At 72.7% G+C, this 16,829-nt stretch carries 15 protein-coding genes; 12 read left to right on the forward strand and 3 right to left on the reverse strand.

Going from position 1 to position 16,829, the window contains the following annotated elements:
• Positions 1–37 precede the first annotated feature (37 nt).
• The gene (locus IF09_RS0111095; RefSeq protein ID WP_030294449.1) at positions 38–1,513 is read left to right on the forward strand and encodes a hypothetical protein; all 1,476 of its coding nucleotides are present in this window, start codon (positions 38–40) and stop codon (positions 1,511–1,513) included.
• An 11-nt stretch (positions 1,514–1,524) separates the two neighbouring features.
• Here the strand turns inward: IF09_RS0111095 and IF09_RS0111100 are convergent, their stop codons facing one another.
• Positions 1,525–2,154 carry a lysophospholipid acyltransferase family protein gene (locus tag IF09_RS0111100; RefSeq protein WP_030294451.1) on the reverse strand — a complete coding sequence of 210 codons (630 nt, stop codon included), beginning with the start codon at positions 2,152–2,154 and terminating at the stop codon, positions 1,525–1,527.
• A 301-nt stretch (positions 2,155–2,455) separates the two neighbouring features.
• Here IF09_RS0111100 and IF09_RS0111105 point away from each other — a divergent pair, with 301 nt between their 5' ends.
• The 3 genes from IF09_RS0111105 (at position 2,456) to IF09_RS0111115 (ending at position 4,884) form a co-directional block, all read left to right on the forward strand.
• Complete coding sequence (locus IF09_RS0111105) at positions 2,456–3,652, forward strand: glycerophosphodiester phosphodiesterase (RefSeq protein WP_037634559.1); 1,197 nt, start codon at positions 2,456–2,458, stop codon at positions 3,650–3,652.
• Between the two features lie 172 nt (positions 3,653–3,824).
• Positions 3,825–4,340: an RNA polymerase sigma factor gene (locus tag IF09_RS42810; RefSeq protein ID WP_078613185.1), complete on the forward strand. Its 516-nt coding sequence runs from the start codon at positions 3,825–3,827 to the stop codon at positions 4,338–4,340.
• Positions 4,341–4,377: 37 nt separating this feature from the next.
• Positions 4,378–4,884: a GNAT family N-acetyltransferase gene (locus IF09_RS0111115; RefSeq protein WP_030294460.1), complete on the forward strand. Its 507-nt coding sequence runs from the start codon at positions 4,378–4,380 to the stop codon at positions 4,882–4,884.
• Positions 4,885–4,900: 16 nt separating this feature from the next.
• Here IF09_RS0111115 and IF09_RS0111120 read toward each other — a convergent pair whose 3' ends face one another.
• Entirely contained in the window at positions 4,901–5,314 is a 414-nt protein-coding gene (locus IF09_RS0111120; protein ID WP_030294462.1) for a hypothetical protein, read from the reverse strand.
• Between the two features lie 7 nt (positions 5,315–5,321).
• Positions 5,322–5,690, reverse strand: a complete 369-nt coding sequence (locus tag IF09_RS0111125) for a hypothetical protein (protein WP_030294464.1) — start codon at positions 5,688–5,690, stop codon at positions 5,322–5,324.
• 582 nt (positions 5,691–6,272) lie between these two features.
• Here IF09_RS0111125 and IF09_RS0111130 point away from each other — a divergent pair.
• The 8 genes from IF09_RS0111130 (at position 6,273) to cobA (ending at position 16,791) form a co-directional block, all read left to right on the forward strand.
• Positions 6,273–7,340, forward strand: coding sequence for a methionine ABC transporter ATP-binding protein (locus IF09_RS0111130; RefSeq protein ID WP_030294466.1), 1,068 nt, complete (start codon positions 6,273–6,275; stop codon positions 7,338–7,340).
• Positions 7,337–8,005, forward strand: a complete 669-nt coding sequence (locus tag IF09_RS0111135; protein WP_030294468.1) for a methionine ABC transporter permease — start codon at positions 7,337–7,339, stop codon at positions 8,003–8,005. Before IF09_RS0111130 ends, IF09_RS0111135 begins: the two co-directional genes overlap by 4 nt.
• A 138-nt stretch (positions 8,006–8,143) precedes the next feature.
• Positions 8,144–9,007, forward strand: coding sequence for a MetQ/NlpA family ABC transporter substrate-binding protein (locus tag IF09_RS0111140; protein WP_030294470.1), 864 nt, complete (start codon positions 8,144–8,146; stop codon positions 9,005–9,007).
• A gap of 154 nt (positions 9,008–9,161) precedes the next feature.
• Entirely contained in the window at positions 9,162–9,854 is a 693-nt protein-coding gene (locus tag IF09_RS0111145; RefSeq protein WP_037634562.1) for a GNAT family N-acetyltransferase, read from the forward strand.
• 79 nt (positions 9,855–9,933) lie between these two features.
• Positions 9,934–11,151 carry a precorrin-6y C5,15-methyltransferase (decarboxylating) subunit CbiE gene (cbiE, locus tag IF09_RS0111150; protein ID WP_030294474.1) on the forward strand — a complete coding sequence of 406 codons (1,218 nt, stop codon included), beginning with the start codon at positions 9,934–9,936 and terminating at the stop codon, positions 11,149–11,151.
• A 275-nt stretch (positions 11,152–11,426) separates the two neighbouring features.
• Entirely contained in the window at positions 11,427–14,627 is a 3,201-nt protein-coding gene (cobT, locus tag IF09_RS0111155) for a nicotinate-nucleotide--dimethylbenzimidazole phosphoribosyltransferase (RefSeq protein WP_030294476.1), read from the forward strand.
• A gap of 438 nt (positions 14,628–15,065) precedes the next feature.
• Positions 15,066–15,311, forward strand: coding sequence for a hypothetical protein (locus IF09_RS0111160; protein WP_030294478.1), 246 nt, complete (start codon positions 15,066–15,068; stop codon positions 15,309–15,311).
• A gap of 268 nt (positions 15,312–15,579) precedes the next feature.
• On the forward strand, positions 15,580–16,791 hold the full coding sequence (gene cobA, locus IF09_RS0111165) for a uroporphyrinogen-III C-methyltransferase (protein ID WP_030294480.1): 1,212 nt from the start codon (positions 15,580–15,582) through the stop codon (positions 16,789–16,791).
• Positions 16,792–16,829: the final 38 nt, after the last annotated feature.

The raw sequence follows: 16,829 nt of genomic DNA on the forward strand, positions 1-16,829 counted from the left end.
TTGACAGTCCGTTGACGTGCAGGACACCATCCCCGCGATGGAGATCAACGAGCTGACCCCGGCGGAGCGCCGCGTATGGGAGGCCTTCCCACGCGGCGAGGGCGTCGATTTCCGGGAGGAGCCCGGCGACAGCTCCGTCGACGGGGCCGACTGGGGACCGGAGCGCACCATCCGCGCCGAGGTGCTCCGCGCCCTCCTCCTCGGCGCCGGCCGGGAGGAGGAGGGGCAGGTCGCAGGGATCAAGCTCAAAGGGGCCAGGATCGTAGGCAAACTCGACCTCAGGTACGCCGTCGTCGACCACGCCATCCGGCTGCGGGACTGCTGGTTCGAGCGCAAACCCCTCCTGTACGGCGCCCAGCTGAAGGCACTCGTCCTCGGCTACTCGACGCTGCCCGGAATGACCGCCGCCAACTTGCGGGTGGACCTGGTCCTGCGGCTCTCCTGCTGCCGGATCACCGGCCCCGTACGCCTCCAGGGCGCCAGGATCTCCGGCGGGCTCTTCCTCCAGGGAGCCGTGATCGGGCCGGTCCCCGACGAGGAGGCGGGCGAGGCCGCGCTCCAGCTCAACCACGCCGAGATCGGCACCGACATCATCGCCAACGACCTGACGGTGCACGGCCAACTGCGGCTCAACGGCGCCGTCGTGGGCGGACAGGTCCAGCTCGACGGCGCCCGTCTGCTCGCCCCCGGCGGCATCGCCTTGCACGCCGAGACGCTGAGCGTCGGCACCGACCTGCGCGCGCACCGGTTGCACGCCCGGGGCACGGTCAACCTCACCGGCTCCCGCATACCCGGCCAGGCCAACCTCACCCGTGCCGACCTCGGCAACCCCGGCGGGACCGCCCTGCGCGCCTCCAGCTGCGCCATAGGCGAGATGTGGCTGCGCCGGTGCCCCCCGATCCAGGGCGAGGTGAACCTGCGCCGCTCCACCTTCGAACTGCTGCACATCGATCCGGACGCCTGGCCCGAGCGGATCGCCATCGACGGGCTCACCTACCGCACCCTCGCCCCGCACCTGCCGCCCGAGCAGCGGCTGCCCGCGCTCGAGCGCGAGGAGTCGGGGTACCTCCCGTACGCGTACGAGCAGCTCGCCGCCGCCTACAGTACGGCCGGGGACGAGGCGGGCGCCCGGACCGTGCAGCTCGCCAAGCTGCGCGAGCACCGCCGCACCCTGCCCCGGCACGCCAGGGTCTGGGGGCTGCTCCAGGACGCCACCGTCGGCTACGGCTTCCGGCCGCTGCGCGCCGCGGGCTGGCTGCTGGCGCTGCTGCTCGTGGGCTCGATCGCATACAGCCTGCACGCGCCCCGGCCGCTGAAAGCGGGGGAGGCGCCCGACTTCAATGCAGTGTTTTACACGATCGACCTGATGCTGCCGATCATCGGCTTCGGCCAGGAGTCCGCGTACGCGCCGAGCGGCTGGTACCAGTGGCTGTCGTACGTGCTGATCGTGACCGGCTGGATCCTCGCCACGACGACCGCGGCGGGCGTCAGCCGGTCACTGCAGCGGCAGTAGCCGGACGGCCGTCAGGCCGCCTTGGCCTTGGTGGCGTACATGTCCACGTACTCCTGGCCCGAGAGCCGCATGACCTCCGCCATCACCGAGTCGGTGACGGCGCGCAGCACGTAGCGGTCGCGGTCCATGCCCTCGTAGCGGGAGAACTCCATCGGCTCGCCGAAGCGGACCGTGACCCTGCCCGGGCGCGGCATGCCCGCGCCGCCCGGCTGGAGCTTGTCGGTGCCGATCACCGCGAAGGGGATCACGGGGGCGCCGGTCATCAGGGTCAGGCGCGCGATGCCGGTGCGGCCGCGGTAGAGGCGGCCGTCGGGGGAGCGGGTGCCCTCGGGGTAGATCCCGAAGATCTTGCCCTCCTCGAGGATCCGGCGGCCGGTCATCAGGGCGGCGACGCCGCCGTTCGCACCGTCACGGTCGACCGGGATCATGCCGGAGCCGGTGAAGAACCAGGCCATGGCGCGGCCCTTGATGCCCTTGCCGGTCACGTACTCGTCCTTGCCGATGAAGTGGACCGTGCGGTCGCACACCAGCGGAAGGATCATCGAGTCGATGAAGGTGAGGTGGTTGCCCGCCAGGATCACCGGCCCGGTGCCCGGGATGTTCTCGATGCCCTCCACACGGGTGCGGAACATCATGCGCATGACCGGTCCGACAGTGGCTTTGATGAGCGATGTACGGAACAACGTGAGCCCTCCGGCATCGAAAAGCGGTTTCGCACCACACGGCGGTAGTGCAGGTGAGGACGATACTCGTGGGTCAGCTCCGAGTGCACATCGGGTTCACGAGGTGGATACGCAGTGTTGACGCACGTTTCCGCCATGTTCCCCACGAGCCCACCCCTGCGCCACCGGCTGCTGCCTACGATCGCCACGCCGAATCGGGCCGCAGGAACCCGGAGCCCCCGGGTGCCGCCGGCCCTTCCATACGACAGGAGTGGCACTCATGACGCAGGGTGGGGCAGCACGGCGCACGGTCCTGGGAGCGGCCGTCCTGGCGGCGGGCGGCGGCATGGCCGGACTCTCGGCGGGATCCGCCTCGGCGGCGCAGACGGCTCAGGCCACGGACACGGCGGAGGCGGCCTTCGCGGCCGACGCGCGCCACGGCGGCGGCTACCGGGACCTCCCCGTCCCGCTGGTCATCGGCCACCGCGGCGCCTGCGGCTACCGGCCCGAGCACACCCTCGGGTCGTACCGGCTCGCCCTCGACCTGGGCGCGGACGTCGTCGAGCAGGACCTGGTGCCCACCAAGGACGGCCACCTGGTGTGCCGCCACGAGAACGAGATCGGCGGCACCACCGATGTCGCCGATCACGCCGAGTTCGCGTCCCGCCGTACGACGAAGTCGATCGACGGGGTCGCGGTCACGGGCTGGTTCACCGAGGACTTCACCCTCGCCGAGCTGAAGACCCTGCGGGCGAAGGAACGTATCCCCGCCGTCCGCCAGCGCAACACGCTCTACGACGGCCGGTGGGACGTGCCCACCTTCGACGAGGTGCTGAGCTGGGCCGACCGCGAGGGCAAGCGGCGCGGCAAGCGCGTCTGGCTGCACGTCGAGACCAAGCACCCCACGTACTTCCGGTCCCTGGGCCTGGGCCTCGAGGAACCGCTCGCCAAGCTGCTGCGCCGGTACGGCCGCGACGGCCGGAACGCCCCCCTCTTCCTCCAGTCCTTCGAGCCCTCCAGCATCCAGCGGCTTTCCAAGCTGGTCTCCGCGCCCCGCGTGGTCCTGCTGTCGGCGGCGGGCACCCGGCCCTGGGACTTCGAGCAGGCCAAGGACCCGCGGACGGTGGCGGACCTGGTCAAGCCCGAGGGCCTGAAGTGGATCGCCGGATTCGCCCAGGGCATCGGCCCCACGATGGACCTGATCATCCCCCGCGACGCCGCCGGGAAGCTGGGCACCCCGACCACGCTGGTCGAGGACGCCCACGCCCGCGGGCTGGTGCTGCACCCCTATACCGCGCGCAACGAGAACAGCTTCCTGCCGGCCGAGTACCGCAGGGGCGCCGACCCGGCCGCCTACGGGGACGCCTTCGGCGCATTCAAGACGTACTTCGAGCAGGGCATCGACGGCATCTTCACGGACAACGCTGACACCGGACTTCTCGCGGCGGAGGCCTTCCGCCCGGGCCGCGGACGCTAAAGGCTGTCCCGCAATCCCCGGCGGGCGCACGACGCCGGCTACGCCGCGCGCTGATCCACCGGGGATTACGGGACAGCCCTTAGGCGCGTCAACAGATAAGCGGAACATCACGTACGGGTGGGCTGTGCCGGGCGGGGAAACCGCCGGGCGCGGCGCGTGCGTCCCGCCCGGCATGGACCTGCTGAAGGACTCCGACCTCCTGAAGGAACTGGGCCCGCTGCTCTCCGCCGAGGCGGCAGCGGAAGCCCCGGGCGCCGGCGTGGAAGCGGCCGACCTGGAACAAGCCGTCTGGGTCAGGCTGCTGGAACACGACCCCGCCCCCGCCGAGCCGGCCCGCTGGCTGCGCCGGGCGGTGCGCGCCGAAGCCCGGCTCGCCCGGCGCCGCGCCCGCCGCGAGATCCCGTACGGCTGCCGACCGGGAAGCGCGGGCGCCGAACCCGAAGACGCCCTGCTGCACGGGGAGGAGAACCGCGCCCTCCGATCGGCGGTCGCCCGATTGCCCGGACGGTGTCCGGAGCTCATGAGGGCACTTCTTTCGCCCAGAGACCTCACCTACCGTGAAATCGCAGGAGAGTTGGGTATCTCACAAGGAAGTTTGGGACCCGTCCGTTCCCGATGCCTGGGATGTCTGCGCAGAATGCTCGCGTCAGAGGTTGCGGCTCCTCGCCTTCGGGGAAGGGAGCGGTAGACCAATGGGCTACCAGGTGAGCGGGAGGCATGCGCACATGGGCATGAGCGTGACCATTTCGGCGGCAGCTGCCGAGGACACTGAGCAGATCCTCAAACTGCAGTACCTGGCGTTCCAGCGCGAGGCCGAGCTGTACGGCAACTACCGCATCCAGCCGCTCACCCAGACCCTGGACTCCCTCAAGGCGGAGCTGGAGTCGGACACCGTACTGGTGGCCCGGCTCGGCGACGAAGTGGTCGGCACCGTGCGCGGCAAGGTCGACGAGGACGGCACCGGCAAGATCGCCAAACTCTGCGTCCACCCGCGCCTGCAGGGCCACGGACTCGGCGCCCGGCTGCTGCGCGCCGTCGAGGAGGCCCTCGCGGGCCACGGGGACACCACCCGCTTCCGCCTGCACACCGGCCACAAGAGCGAGTCCAACCTGCGCCTCTACCGCAAGGCCGGCTACGTACAGGTCGGCGGCCGTACGGCTTCCGACGGCGTACGCCTGGTGATCCTGGAGAAGGAGGCCACCGACGCGGCCGACTTCGCGGTCAGCGCCTGACGCCCGCCTCCGGCGCTCAGCGCTTGGCGCGCAGCCAGAGCATCCCGGTGACCGGCAGGATCACCGGGATGAACAGGTAGCCCATCCCGAACTGCGACCACACCGTCGAGTCGGGGAAGGACTCGGGCCGCACCAGGGTCCAGGTGCCCACGACGAGTACCCCGGCCAGCTCGGCGGCGCAGCATGCGCGCGCCGCCCTGCGGGCCGTCTCCCCGCCGCGCACCAGCGAGTACGTGATGAAGCAGTAGACGAGTGCGGCCAGGCCGGTCAGCGTGTAGGGCAGCGGGGCCCGGTCGAACTCGGTGGAGATCTGGTAGACCGAGCGCGAGACCGCGCCGACCGTGATCACCCCGTACAGCCAGACCAGCAGCAGCCCGGGCCCGGAGACCAGCCGCCCCCGCTCGGCGGGGGTGGCGGCCGTGTCGTCCATCTGCGGGTCAGGCACCGGGGGTTCCCCAAATGTCATAGAGGCGTACTTCGAGCACGGCGAGGACGAGCGCGCCCGCGGCCACCGTCACCGAACCCCACTTGGTCCGCTCGCTCAGCGAGAGCAGCCCGGCCGCCGGGACCGCCGCGAAGGCGCCCACCAGGTAGGCCACGAAGATCACCGTGCCCTCGTCGGGCTCGCCGCCCTGCACCAGCTTCACCACGCCGACCACCAGCTGCGCCAGGGCCAGCAGGGTCACCACGCCCATGCCGATGAAGTGCCAGTCCTTGGTCGGCTGGTCCCGCAGGGCGGCGTATCCGCACCAGGCGGCGAGGGCGAGTGCGGCCGCGCCGAGGGCGACGGTCAGGGCGTCGAGCATGCAGCGAGGGTATTACGGGCCGCCGGCCCGGCCGCGCGCACCCCTGCGGGCAGGCGGCCCGCGGCAGCCGTAGGTCGTGGCCTTGGCCACAGCGGAGGCCCCCGCCCGGCCCTGTGGGGGCCGCCGCTTACCGGCTCCTGGGCCGTGTCCGTGCAGGCCAGCCCAGTGGTAGGGCCTTCGTCGCGGATGACCGGCCCTGACCGGTGCTGTCCGGAATGCGGCCGGATTACGTCCGCTATGCGGACATCGGTGATCGGTGAAGGGGGAGGTCTGCTTTACTGGGGCCCATGACCACGACGAGCAGCCGCACCCTTGCGACCGAGGCGACGATAACGCCCGGTGCTCGTTGTATGTGTCGAATGTGCGCCTTCTGAGGGCCCCTCTCCTTGCAGTCTCGCGCCCCGAAGCGAGACCGGCCGAGCCCGTCCGGACCGCCGCCCCGAAGCAGCACCGGACCGCTCCTGCCCCGCGCACGCGCCGTCAGCGTCGTTTTCTGATGATCTGACCCGTATCGCGTCCCCAGATGTTTGCCCCGTGCCCGGCACCCGCTTGCGCCGCGCACTCGACAGCGACGGAATTCCTGTGATCACCACATCGGGCCTCACGAAGGTCTACCAGTCCCGTGGCCGCGAGGTCACCGCCCTGGACGGCGTCGATCTGCACGTCCGCGAGGGCGAGGTCTACGGAGTCATCGGCCAGAGCGGCGCCGGCAAGTCCTCCCTGATCCGCTGCGTGAACCTGCTCGAGCGCCCCACCACCGGAACCGTGACCGTCGACGGCGTCGACCTCACGGCCCTGGCCGGCCGCGGCCGCCGCGCCGGCAAGGAGCTCCGCGAGGCCCGCAGCCGTATCGGCATGGTCTTCCAGCACTTCAACCTGCTGTCCTCGCGCACCGTGCAGAGCAACATCGAACTGCCCCTGGAGATCCTCGGCGTCTCCGGCCGCGAGCGCTCCCGCAAGGCCCTCGAACTCCTCGACCTCGTCGGCCTCGCCGACAAGGCCAAGGCCTACCCCGCCCAGCTCTCCGGCGGCCAGAAGCAGCGCGTCGGCATCGCCCGCGCCCTGGCCGGCGACCCCAAGGTGCTGCTCTCCGACGAGGCCACCAGCGCGCTGGACCCCGAGACCACCCGCTCGATCCTCCAGCTGCTGCGCGACCTCAACCAGCAGCTCGGCCTGACCGTCCTGCTCATCACCCACGAAATGGACGTCGTCAAGAGCGTCTGCGACTCGGCCGCCCTGATGAAGCGGGGCCGGATCATCGAGTCCGGCACCGTCGCCGAACTGCTCGCCACCCCCGGCTCCGAGCTCGCCGGCGAACTCTTCCCCGTCAGCGGAGCCGCCACCGGCCCCGACCGCACGGTCGTCGACGTCACGTTCCACGGCGACGCCGCCACCCAGCCGGTCATCTCCCAGCTGGCGCGGACGTACAACATCGACATCTCGATCCTCGGCGCCGCGATGGACACCGTCGCGGGCCGCCAGATCGGCCGCATGCGCATCGAGCTGCCCGGCCGCTACGAGGACAACGTCGTGCCCGTCGGCTTCCTGCGCGAGCAGGGCCTGCAGGTCGACGTGGTCACCGACGACGTCGAAAACACAGAAGATGCCGACGCCGAGCTCGCCCAGCTCGTCAAGGATGGTGCCCAGTGACCTGGTCCGAGATGCAGCCCCTGCTCACCCAGGGCACGTACGACACCCTCTACATGGTGCTCTGGTCCACCCTGGTGACCGTCCTCGGCGGACTGCCCGTCGGCATCCTGCTCGTCCTCACCGACAAGGGCGGCCTCCTGCAGAACCGGCCGCTCAACAAGGTCCTCGGCGTGATAGTGAACCTGGGCCGCTCGCTGCCGTTCATCATCCTGCTGATCGCCCTGATCCCGGTCACCACCGCCGTCGTCGGCACCTTCATCGGCCCCACCGCCATGATCGTCCCGCTCGCCATCGGCGCCATCCCCTTCTTCGCCCGCCTCGTCGAGACGGCCGTCCGCGAGGTGGACCACGGCCTGATCGAGGCCGTCGAGTCCATGGGCGGCGGGGTCCCCACCCTCGTCGGCAAGGTGCTCCTCCCGCAGGCCCTGCCCTCGCTGGTCGCCGCCGTCACCACCACGCTGATCACCTTGATCGGATACTCCGCCATGGCCGGCGCGGTCGGCGGCGAAGGACTCGGCTCCAAGGCCATCACCTACGGCTTCCAGCGCTTCGAGACCGGCTTCATGCTCGCCACCGTCGTGGTCCTGGTCGCCATCGTCACGGTCATCCAGCTGATCGGCGACGGCGTGGTCCGCCTCCTCGCCCGCCGCGGCCGGACAGCCTGAACGGCGCGGACCGCACCACCGGACCGCTCCCCACATCTCTCCACCCCACAAAGCCCGCACTTGTCGTGCTTGGGCCGCCACCACCCGCAAGAACCGCGCACGACCTGCGCACTTGCACCGCAATGAAAGGCACTCTTCGTGCGTAAGAACATCAAGGCCACCGCCCTCACCGCCGCCTCCGCCGCGCTCGCCCTCGGCCTCACGGCCTGCGGCAGCTCCTCGGACCCGTCCTCCACCAAGGCCGACGGCGGCAAGGCCGACGAGAGCAAGCCGCTCGTCATCGCGGCCTCCCCGAGCCCCCACGCCGACGTCCTGAACTTCGTCAAGGACAAGCTCGCGGCCAAGGAGGGCCTCAAGCTGGAGGTGAAGGAGTTCACGGACTACGTGCTCCCCAACACCGCCACCGAGCAGGGCCAGGTCGACGGCAACTACTTCCAGCACAAGCCGTACCTCGACGACTTCAACAAGAAGAACGGCACCCACGTCGTGCCCGTCGTGGACGTGCACCTGGAGCCCCTCGGCCTCTACTCCAAGAAGGTCAAGGCCCTCACCGACATCAAGGCCGGCCAGACCATCGCCGTCCCCAACGACACCACCAACGAGGGCCGCGCGCTCCAACTGCTCGCCGCGAACAACCTGATCACCCTCAAGGAAGGTGTCGGCACCGGCGCCAAGCTGTCCGACATCACCGACAAGAAGGGCCTGGAGTTCAAGGAGCTGGAGGCCGCCACGGTCCCGCGCGCCCTGAACGACGTGGACGCTGCGGTCATCAACGGCAACTACGCCCTCGAGGCCAAGCTCGCGCCCGCCAAGGACGCGCTGGTCCTGGAGAAGGCCGAGGGCAACCCGTACGCCAACTTCCTCGCGGTGAAGGCCGGCAACGAGAAGGACCCGCGGATCGAGAAGCTCGCCAAGCTCCTCAACTCCGACGAGGTCAAGAAGTTCATCGAGGACAAGTACCAGGGCTCGGTCGTCCCCGCCTTCGGCGCCCCGAAGGCCTGATCGTCCCGGCCGTCCGGCCCCGTACGCCCCCGGTGGGTGTGCGGGGCCGAACGCTGCCCGCTTCCGGGCAACCCGGCCGCCACATCCCGCCGCCGATGCTGCATGCTGTGCCTACGACCCGCACAAACGGTCCAGCAACGGCATGGAGCTGCGCATGACTACCACCTTCCCGGACGTCACCATCAGCACGGACCGGCTGGTGCTGCGCCCCTTCGACGGGGAGGACGTCACCGCGCTCGCCGAGATGATGAACGACGAGCACGTCACCGCATGGACCTCCGTACCGCACCCCTACACCCAGGCCGACGCGCAGGCCTGGGCCACCCGGGACTCCCACGCGGAGCGCACCGAGGGCAGGGGCATCGTCTTCGCCGTCGCCGAGTTCCTCACCCAGCGCCTCGTCGGCATCGTGCACCTGCAGAACACCAATTGGCGCACCCGCAGCACCGAGGTCGGCTACGTCACCGCCCCCTGGGCCCGCGGCGAGGGCTACGCCAGCGAGTCCGTACTCGCCGTCGCCCAGTGGCTCTTCCGCGACCAGGGCTTCGAACGCCTCGAACTGCGCACCGCCGCCGACAACACCGCCTCGCAGCAGGTCGCCCAGAAGATCGGCTGCATCAGCGAAGGCGTCCTGCGCAACGCATGGACAGTGCGCACCCAGAACCCCGACGGCTCCTGGGCGGACACCCGCACCGACCTCATCGTCTGGAGCCTCATCCCGGAGGACATCGAGTACGCGGGGGACTCGGACGGCTACAACGGCTACGGCGGCCACGACGACTACGGATACGGCCCCGGAGCGCAGGCGGACGCGAGCGGCTACGCCGTCGGCGCCGACTGGAGCTGACCCGATGACCAGGTAGTCTCACCGTGCGCGCCCCTGCCGACGAAACCTCGCCCGCCCCCACCCCAGGAGACTGACGACGATGGCCGACCGGGTCACGGTGATCGGCTGGGACGGCTCGCCCCTGACCGCGGCCGCCCGGTCCGCGCTCTCCGCAGCCACCCTCGTGGCCGGCGCCGCGCACCACCTCGCACTCCCCGAGGTCCCGCCCACCGCCGAACGCATCCGCCTGGGCAGCCTCGGCCTCGCCGCCCGCCGCATCGCCGGCCACCGCGGCACCGCCGTCGTCTTCGCCGACGGGGACCCCGGCTTCTTCGGAGCCGTACGCACTCTGCGCGCCCCGGAGCACGGTCTCGAGGTCGAGGTCGTCCCCGCCGTCTCCTCCGTCGCCGCCGCCTTCGCCCGCGCCGGCATGCCCTGGGACGACGCCCAAGTGGTCGTCGCCCACCCCCGCACCCTGCGCCGCGCCGTCAATGTCTGCCGCGCCCACGCCAAGGTCGCCGTCCTCACCTCGCCCGGCGCCGGCCCCGCCGAACTCGCCCTCCTGCTCGGCGGGGTCCACCGCACCTTCGTCATCTGCGAGGAGCTCGGCACCGCCAAGGAACAGGTGACCGTCCTGACCTCCGACCGGGCCGCCGACCACAGCTGGCGCGACCCCAACGTCGTCATCGTCATCGGCGGACAGGCCTCCTCCCTCTCCTCCTCTTCCGCCACCGCCGAACCGGCCTGGCTGCTCGGCCAGAGCCCCGCCCAGGCCGGCGTCCGCGGCTGGGCCCGCCCCCTGGCCGACGCCGGGGAAGGCGAGTCCGCCCTGCTGCGCGCCGCCCAGCTCGCCCGCATCGGCCCGCGCACCGGAGACCTCGTCTGGGACATCGGCACCGGCTCCGGCGCCTTCGCCGTGGAGGCCGCCGCGTTCGGCGCCGCCGTCATCGCGGTGGACGCCGACCCGCGCGCCTGCGAACGCGCAACTGCCGCCGCCCGCAAGCGGGGAGTGCAGCTCCAGGTCGTCGCCGGCCGCGCACCGCACGTACTGGAAGACCTCCCCGAACCCGACGTCGTCCGCATCGGCGGCGGCGGAGCCGAGGCCGCCCGGGCCGTCGCCGACCGCCGCCCCGAACGGATCGTCAGCCACGCCTCCACCCGCGACGAGGCGGAGGCGATCGGCCGTGCGCTCACCGAGGGCGGCTACACCGTCGAGTGCGCGCTCCTCCAGTCCGTGGGCCTGGACACCAGTACGTGGGGTGAACAGGACCGTTCCGTGGTGTTCCTCCTGGCAGCCGAACGCCCCGTGAATCGTTAGACCAGACCCCGCGGTAGGCTGGCCGATCGTCGTACCGCCCTGCTGTGTCGGGGGTGACGGCACCGCCCGATGCGCGACGTGGCGCAGTCCACAGCGGACCATGGCAGTTATGGCTGCCGTGGTGGCTAACGGGCGCGACAATGCTTACTGGTTGTCGCGCAGGGTGTGCGGGAGACGAGGCGCATCGCACGGCAACCCCGCACGGCACCGCCGCCCGGCGGCCTCGTGGGCGACCGGGCGATCGAAGAGGCACAACCGATGGGCGAGGGGTACGCATGACTGACACCGGCCAGGTACCGGGCGAGGGTCTCCCGGACAACGCGGGCATGGTGGATCAGCAGGGCATTCCCGCTCCGGTCCAGAACCCGGGCCCCGTCCCCGCTCCCGTCCAGGGCGGCTACGCCTTCCAGGACCTCGTGGACAACCCGGCCGAGCCGGAGGACGAGGAACTGCTGCTGATGCCGAGCGGCCAGGGTGCGTGGAGCGACCCGCAGGTCGTCCCGCCGGCGCCGGTCTTCCCCGTCGAGGCCTCGTACGGCGATGCCCCGTACGCGGAGTACCCCGACGCCCAGCCCGGGTACGCGGAGCCCGCGTTCCCCCCACAGCCCTCGTTCCCCGACCCCTCGTACGGCGACGTCTCGTACAGCGCGGGTGCGCACGAGGCCGGCGGCCGGGACTCCGGCGCCCTCGACCTCGGCGGCCTCGTGGTCCCGCCGCAGGCGCCCGCCCCGGTGGCTTTGGCCGCGCCCGTCGCCCAGGCCATGCCCGCCCGTCGGCCGCTGCACATGGGTCCGCCCGTGCCCGAGGCCACCGGCGGAGTCGTACGCTCGCTCGCCGACCGGGGTCCGGCGGCGGCTCCCGTGGCCGCCCCGGCGGCCGTCGCCCCTGCCGCGCCCGTCGCCGCCCCTGCCGTGACTGCGCCCGTGGCGCCGATTCCGGTGCAGGTGGCCGGTCCGCCGACCGTGGGCCCCGAGTACCTGGACGTCCCGCGCCCCGAGGCCGCCGCCGTACCGGCCGCGCCGCAGACGGGCGAGACCCCGCCGCAGGCCGGCGAGCCGTGGACGGCGGAGCCGGCGCCCGTGGCGGCTCCGGAGCCTGTGGTCGCCGCCGAGTCCGCGGTGGCGCCGGAGCCCGTGGTGGCCTCGGAGCCGGTGGTGGCCGCCGAGCCGGCCGCGGTCCCCGAGCCCGTCGTGGCACCCGAGCCGGTGGCACCCGTGGCCGCCGAGGTCCCCGAGGCCCCGGAAGTCCCTCAGCCGGAGCCGGTCGCCGTCCCGGAGCCCGCGCCGGTCGTGGAGACCGCGCCGGAGCCCGTCGCCGAGACGCCTGCGCCTGCTGCCGCGGAGCCCGTCGAGGCCCCGGCGGCGCCCGCCGCCGAGCCCGCGCCGGAGCCGGTCGTGGCCGAGGCCGCGCCCGCGGACGTACCGGTGGCGGAAGCAGCCGTGGAGGCGGCGGCCGCCGCGCCGGAGTCGCAGGCCCCGGCTGTGGAAACGGTGGCGCAGGCCCCCGAGGCCGTCGAGCCCGCCGCCGAGGAGCCCGCCGCCGAGGAGCCGGCCGCTCCCGAGGCCCTCGCGGCCCCCGTCGCGCCGGAAGCCGTACCGGAGTCGGCACCCGAGGCCGTCGCACAGGTGGAGCCCGAAGCCGTTCCCGAGCCGACCCCCGCGCCGCCTGCCGAGCCCGAGGCCGACGCAGTCGCCGAGCCGGTCGCCGAGGCCGCGCCCGAGCCCCTCGTGGAGCCCTCCGCCGGTGAAGCGGCCCCCGCGTACGCCGACGCCGAGCGCGAGGCCGTCCTGCGCGTCATCCGCGAACGCCGCGACATCCGCAACGGCTTCCGTACCGACCCGATCCCGCACGAGGTGCTGCTCCGCGTCCTGGAGGCCGCGCACCACGCGCCCAGCGTGGGCCACTCCCAGCCCTGGGACTTCGTCGTCATCCGCTCGGCCGAGACCCGCCGGACGATGCACGAGCTCGCCCAGCGCCAGCGCGAGGCCTACGCGAAGTCGCTGCCCAAGAGCCGGGCGAAGCAGTTCAAGGAACTCAAGATCGAGGCCATCCTCGACACCCCGGTGAACATCGTCGTCACCGCCGACCCCACCCGCGGCGGCCGCCACACCCTCGGCCGGCACACCCAGCCGCAGATGGCCCCGTACTCCTCGGCCCTCGCCGTCGAGAACCTCTGGCTCGCCGCGCGCGCCGAGGGCCTCGGCGTCGGCTGGGTCAGCTTCTTCGACGAGCGCGAGATGGTCCGCGAGCTCGGCCTGCCGGAGCACCTCGAGGTCGTCGCGTACCTGTGCGTCGGCTACGTCGACGAGTTCCCGGAGGAGCCCGAGCTGGCGCACGCCGGCTGGTCGCAGCGCCGGCCGCTGGCCTGGGTCGTGCACGAGGAGACGTACGGCCGCCGCGCGCTGCCCGGCGAGGAGCCGCACGACCTGCTCTCGGAGACGGTCGCCGGCATCCGCCCGCTCGACGCGAAGGCGCTGGGCGAGGCCTGGGAGCGCCAGAAGCGCATGACCAAGCCCGCCGGGGCCCTGGGCATGCTCGAAATCATCTCCGCCCAGCTGTCCGGCCTCTCCCGGGTCTGCCCGCCGCCGATCCCGGAGCCGGCCGCGGTCGCGATCTTCGCGGGCGACCACGGGGTCCACGCCCAGGGCGTCACCCCGTGGCCCCAGGAGGTCACCACGCAGATGGTCGCCAACTTCCTGGGCGGCGGCGCGGTCTGCAACGCGTTCGCGAACCAGGTGGGCGCCGAGGTCTGTGTCATCGACGTCGGCGTGGCCGGCGACCTTCCCGCCACCCCGGGCCTGCTCCCGCGCAAGGTCCGCCCGGGTACGGCCGACCTCTCCACGGGCCCGGCGATGACCCGCGAGGAGGCGATCGCGGCCATCGAGGTGGGCATCGAGACGGCCCGCGACCTCGTCGCCGCAGGCAACAAGGCCCTGCTGACCGGCGAGATGGGCATCGCGAACACGACGGTCTCCGCAGCCCTGATCTCGGTCTTCACCGGGGTCGACCCGGCGGAGGTGACGGGCCGCGGCACGGGCATCAACGACGAGACGCACGCCCGCAAGGTCGAGGTCGTCCGCCGCGCACTGGAGCTCCACCAGCCGGACCCGGCGGACCCGATCGGCGTCCTGGCGGCGATCGGCGGCCTGGAGCACGCGGCCATCGTCGGCCTGCTCCTCGGCGGGGCGTCCCTGCGCACCCCCGTCATCCTGGACGGTGTGAGCGCGGGCGCGGCGGCCCTGGTGGCCCGGGCCATCGCCCCCGAGTCCCTCTCGGCGTGCATCGCGGGCCACCGCAGCGCGGAGCCGGGGCACGTGGCGGCCCTGAACAAGCTCGGCCTGCGCCCGCTGGTGGACCTGGACCTGCGCCTCGGCGAGGGCACGGGCGCCCTCCTGGCCCTCCCGCTGGTCCAGAGCGCGGCCCGCGCGATGCACGAGGTGGCCACCTTCGACTCGGCGGGCGTCACAGAGAAGTAGCAGGCGGGACCCGCCGTCCCGCACCGGCTTGGCCTGGGTGGCGTAGCCCGCGGTGCGGGGCACGGCGGGCACGGCGGGCACGGCAAGCCTGGTCCCATGACGGGTACCAGACCCCCCGTGGTCGTGCACGCCCCGGACGCCCGGGGCCTGCACGGTCACCGAGGGCAGCCGGACCCTGGGCAGCGTCTGGTCGCCCGGGGAACTGCGCCGAATGCTGCGGCGCGCCCGACTCCTGCCGGGCCCGGACCTCGCCGGCCAGGGATCCGTCCGCTGGGAGGGCGGCGACGCGGAGTGCTGGCCGGACAGGCCTCTGCGCAGGCGGCTGACGGCCGGCGTGCTGGTGGCGGGTCTGCTCGCCTGCGCCGTGCTGCTGCCTTCTCCTGGGCGATGGCGGGCGCGCCGGCCGCTCATTGCCCGCCCGGGTCCGATGGCGACTGCGTGGTCTTCCGCGGGCGCATCGACCACAACAACAACCTGGTCAACGTGACCCGTCGGCCGAGGTACGTCACCCTGTGGTGGTCCATGGAGCCGGGCGGAAACAATTGCGAGATCGAAGCCGTGATCTCCCCGCTCGACGCGGACGGGAACGTCGCCCCGCCCGTGGAGAGCGCGGACCGCTACGGTCTGGTGAAGGAGGAGTCCCGGGTGGCCCGCGTCGCCGTCGGCCCGCTCGCTGCGCGGTAGCGGGCGTCCGTCGGATCAGGTCGGACAGGCCGGACACCCCCTGGCCGGCAGGCCCGGACGACCCGGCTTCGAGCCGCCCCGACGCGGACGGCCGGGCCGGCTCCCCGCAGGCGGGGTGGACCGCCGGGGCCGCTGCGGACCCCGGGGCGTGCTGCCGCGCAGGTGGGGACGTATCTTGGACCCTCAGTACCGCACTACAGCTCAGCCATCCGCCGCTCCACTGCCGTAGCGGCTCGCCTCCCCGTCGCCCTCAGGAGCAGCCCCCGCCATGGCCGACAGCCCCGCCTACCCCGTAGGACTCCGCCTCGCCGGCCGCCGCGTCGTCGTCATCGGCGGCGGACAGGTCGCGCAACGCCGGCTGCCCGCGCTCGTCGCGGCCGGCGCCGACGTCCTGCTGATCTCCCCCTCCGCCACCCCCTCCGTGGACGCCATGGCCGAGACCGGCGAGATCCGCTGGGAGCGCCGCCGCTACCAGGACGGTGATCTCGACGGCGCCTGGTACGCGCTGATCGCGACCCGCGACCGGGCCGCCAACGACGCGGCCTCCGCCGAGGCCGAGAGCCGCCGGGTCTGGTGCGTGCGCGCCGACGACGCCGATGCGGCCACCGCCTGGACCCCGGCCACCGGCCGCGTCGAGGGCGTGACCGTCGCCGTCCTCAGCGGCAACGACCCCCGCCGCTCCGCCGCCGTCCGCGACGCCGTCGTCGAGGGGCTGCGCGACGGCTCCCTCGCCACGGCCCGCACCCGCACCCCGGGTGTCTCCCTCGTCGGCGGCGGCCCCGGCGACCCGGACCTCATCACCGTCCGCGGGCGCCGCCTCCTCGCCGAGGCCGACGTCGTCATCGCCGACCGGCTCGGCCCCCGCGACCTGCTCGACGAACTCCCGCCGCACGTCGAGGTCATCGACGCCGCGAAGATCCCGTACGGCCGGTACATGGCCCAGGAGGCCATCAACAACGCCCTGATCGAGCACGCCAAGGCCGGCAAGGCCGTGGTCCGGCTCAAGGGCGGGGACCCGTACGTCTTCGGCCGCGGCATGGAGGAGCTCCAGGCGCTCGCCGAGGCCGGCATCCCCTGCACCGTCGTCCCCGGCATCTCCAGCTCCATCTCGGTGCCCGGCGCCGTCGGCATCCCGGTCACCCACCGCGGCGTGGCGCACGAGTTCACCGTGGTCAGCGGCCACGTCGGCCCTGAAGACCCGCGTTCCCTCGTGGACTGGGCCTCCCTCGCCAAGCTCACCGGCACCCTGGTGATCCTGATGGGCGTCGACAAGATCGGCCTGATCGCCGACGCCCTGGTCCGGCACGGCCGCTCCGCCGACACCCCGGTCGCGGTCGTCCAGGAGGGCACCACCGCCACGCAGCGCCGCGTCGACGCCACCCTCGCCACCGTCGGCGAGACCGTACGGGCGGAGGAGATCCGCCCGCCCGCGGTCATCGTGATCGGCGAGGTCGTCAACGTCCGTACCCCCACCGCCTGAAGCGCCCGCGCCCGGCAGGGCCGTTGGCACCACACCCC

Origin of the sequence: Streptomyces katrae, from assembly GCF_000717655.1 — a bacterium.
Taxonomy (GTDB): Bacteria; Actinomycetota; Actinomycetes; order Streptomycetales; family Streptomycetaceae; genus Streptomyces; species Streptomyces katrae_B.

Coding starts and splice junctions, on each gene's coding strand:
- IF09_RS0111095 (WP_030294449.1), top strand. CDS start 38: ATGGAGATCAACGAGCTGACCCCGGCGGAGCGCCGCGTATGGGAGGCC.
- IF09_RS0111100 (WP_030294451.1), bottom strand. CDS start 2,154: ATGCGCATGATGTTCCGCACCCGTGTGGAGGGCATCGAGAACATCCCG.
- IF09_RS0111105 (WP_037634559.1), top strand. CDS start 2,456: ATGACGCAGGGTGGGGCAGCACGGCGCACGGTCCTGGGAGCGGCCGTC.
- IF09_RS42810 (WP_078613185.1), top strand. CDS start 3,825: ATGGACCTGCTGAAGGACTCCGACCTCCTGAAGGAACTGGGCCCGCTG.
- IF09_RS0111115 (WP_030294460.1), top strand. CDS start 4,378: ATGGGCATGAGCGTGACCATTTCGGCGGCAGCTGCCGAGGACACTGAG.
- IF09_RS0111120 (WP_030294462.1), bottom strand. CDS start 5,314: ATGGACGACACGGCCGCCACCCCCGCCGAGCGGGGGCGGCTGGTCTCC.
- IF09_RS0111125 (WP_030294464.1), bottom strand. CDS start 5,690: ATGCTCGACGCCCTGACCGTCGCCCTCGGCGCGGCCGCACTCGCCCTC.
- IF09_RS0111145 (WP_037634562.1), top strand. CDS start 9,162: ATGACTACCACCTTCCCGGACGTCACCATCAGCACGGACCGGCTGGTG.
- cbiE (WP_030294474.1), top strand. CDS start 9,934: ATGGCCGACCGGGTCACGGTGATCGGCTGGGACGGCTCGCCCCTGACC.
- cobT (WP_030294476.1), top strand. CDS start 11,427: ATGACTGACACCGGCCAGGTACCGGGCGAGGGTCTCCCGGACAACGCG.
- cobA (WP_030294480.1), top strand. CDS start 15,580: ATGGCCGACAGCCCCGCCTACCCCGTAGGACTCCGCCTCGCCGGCCGC.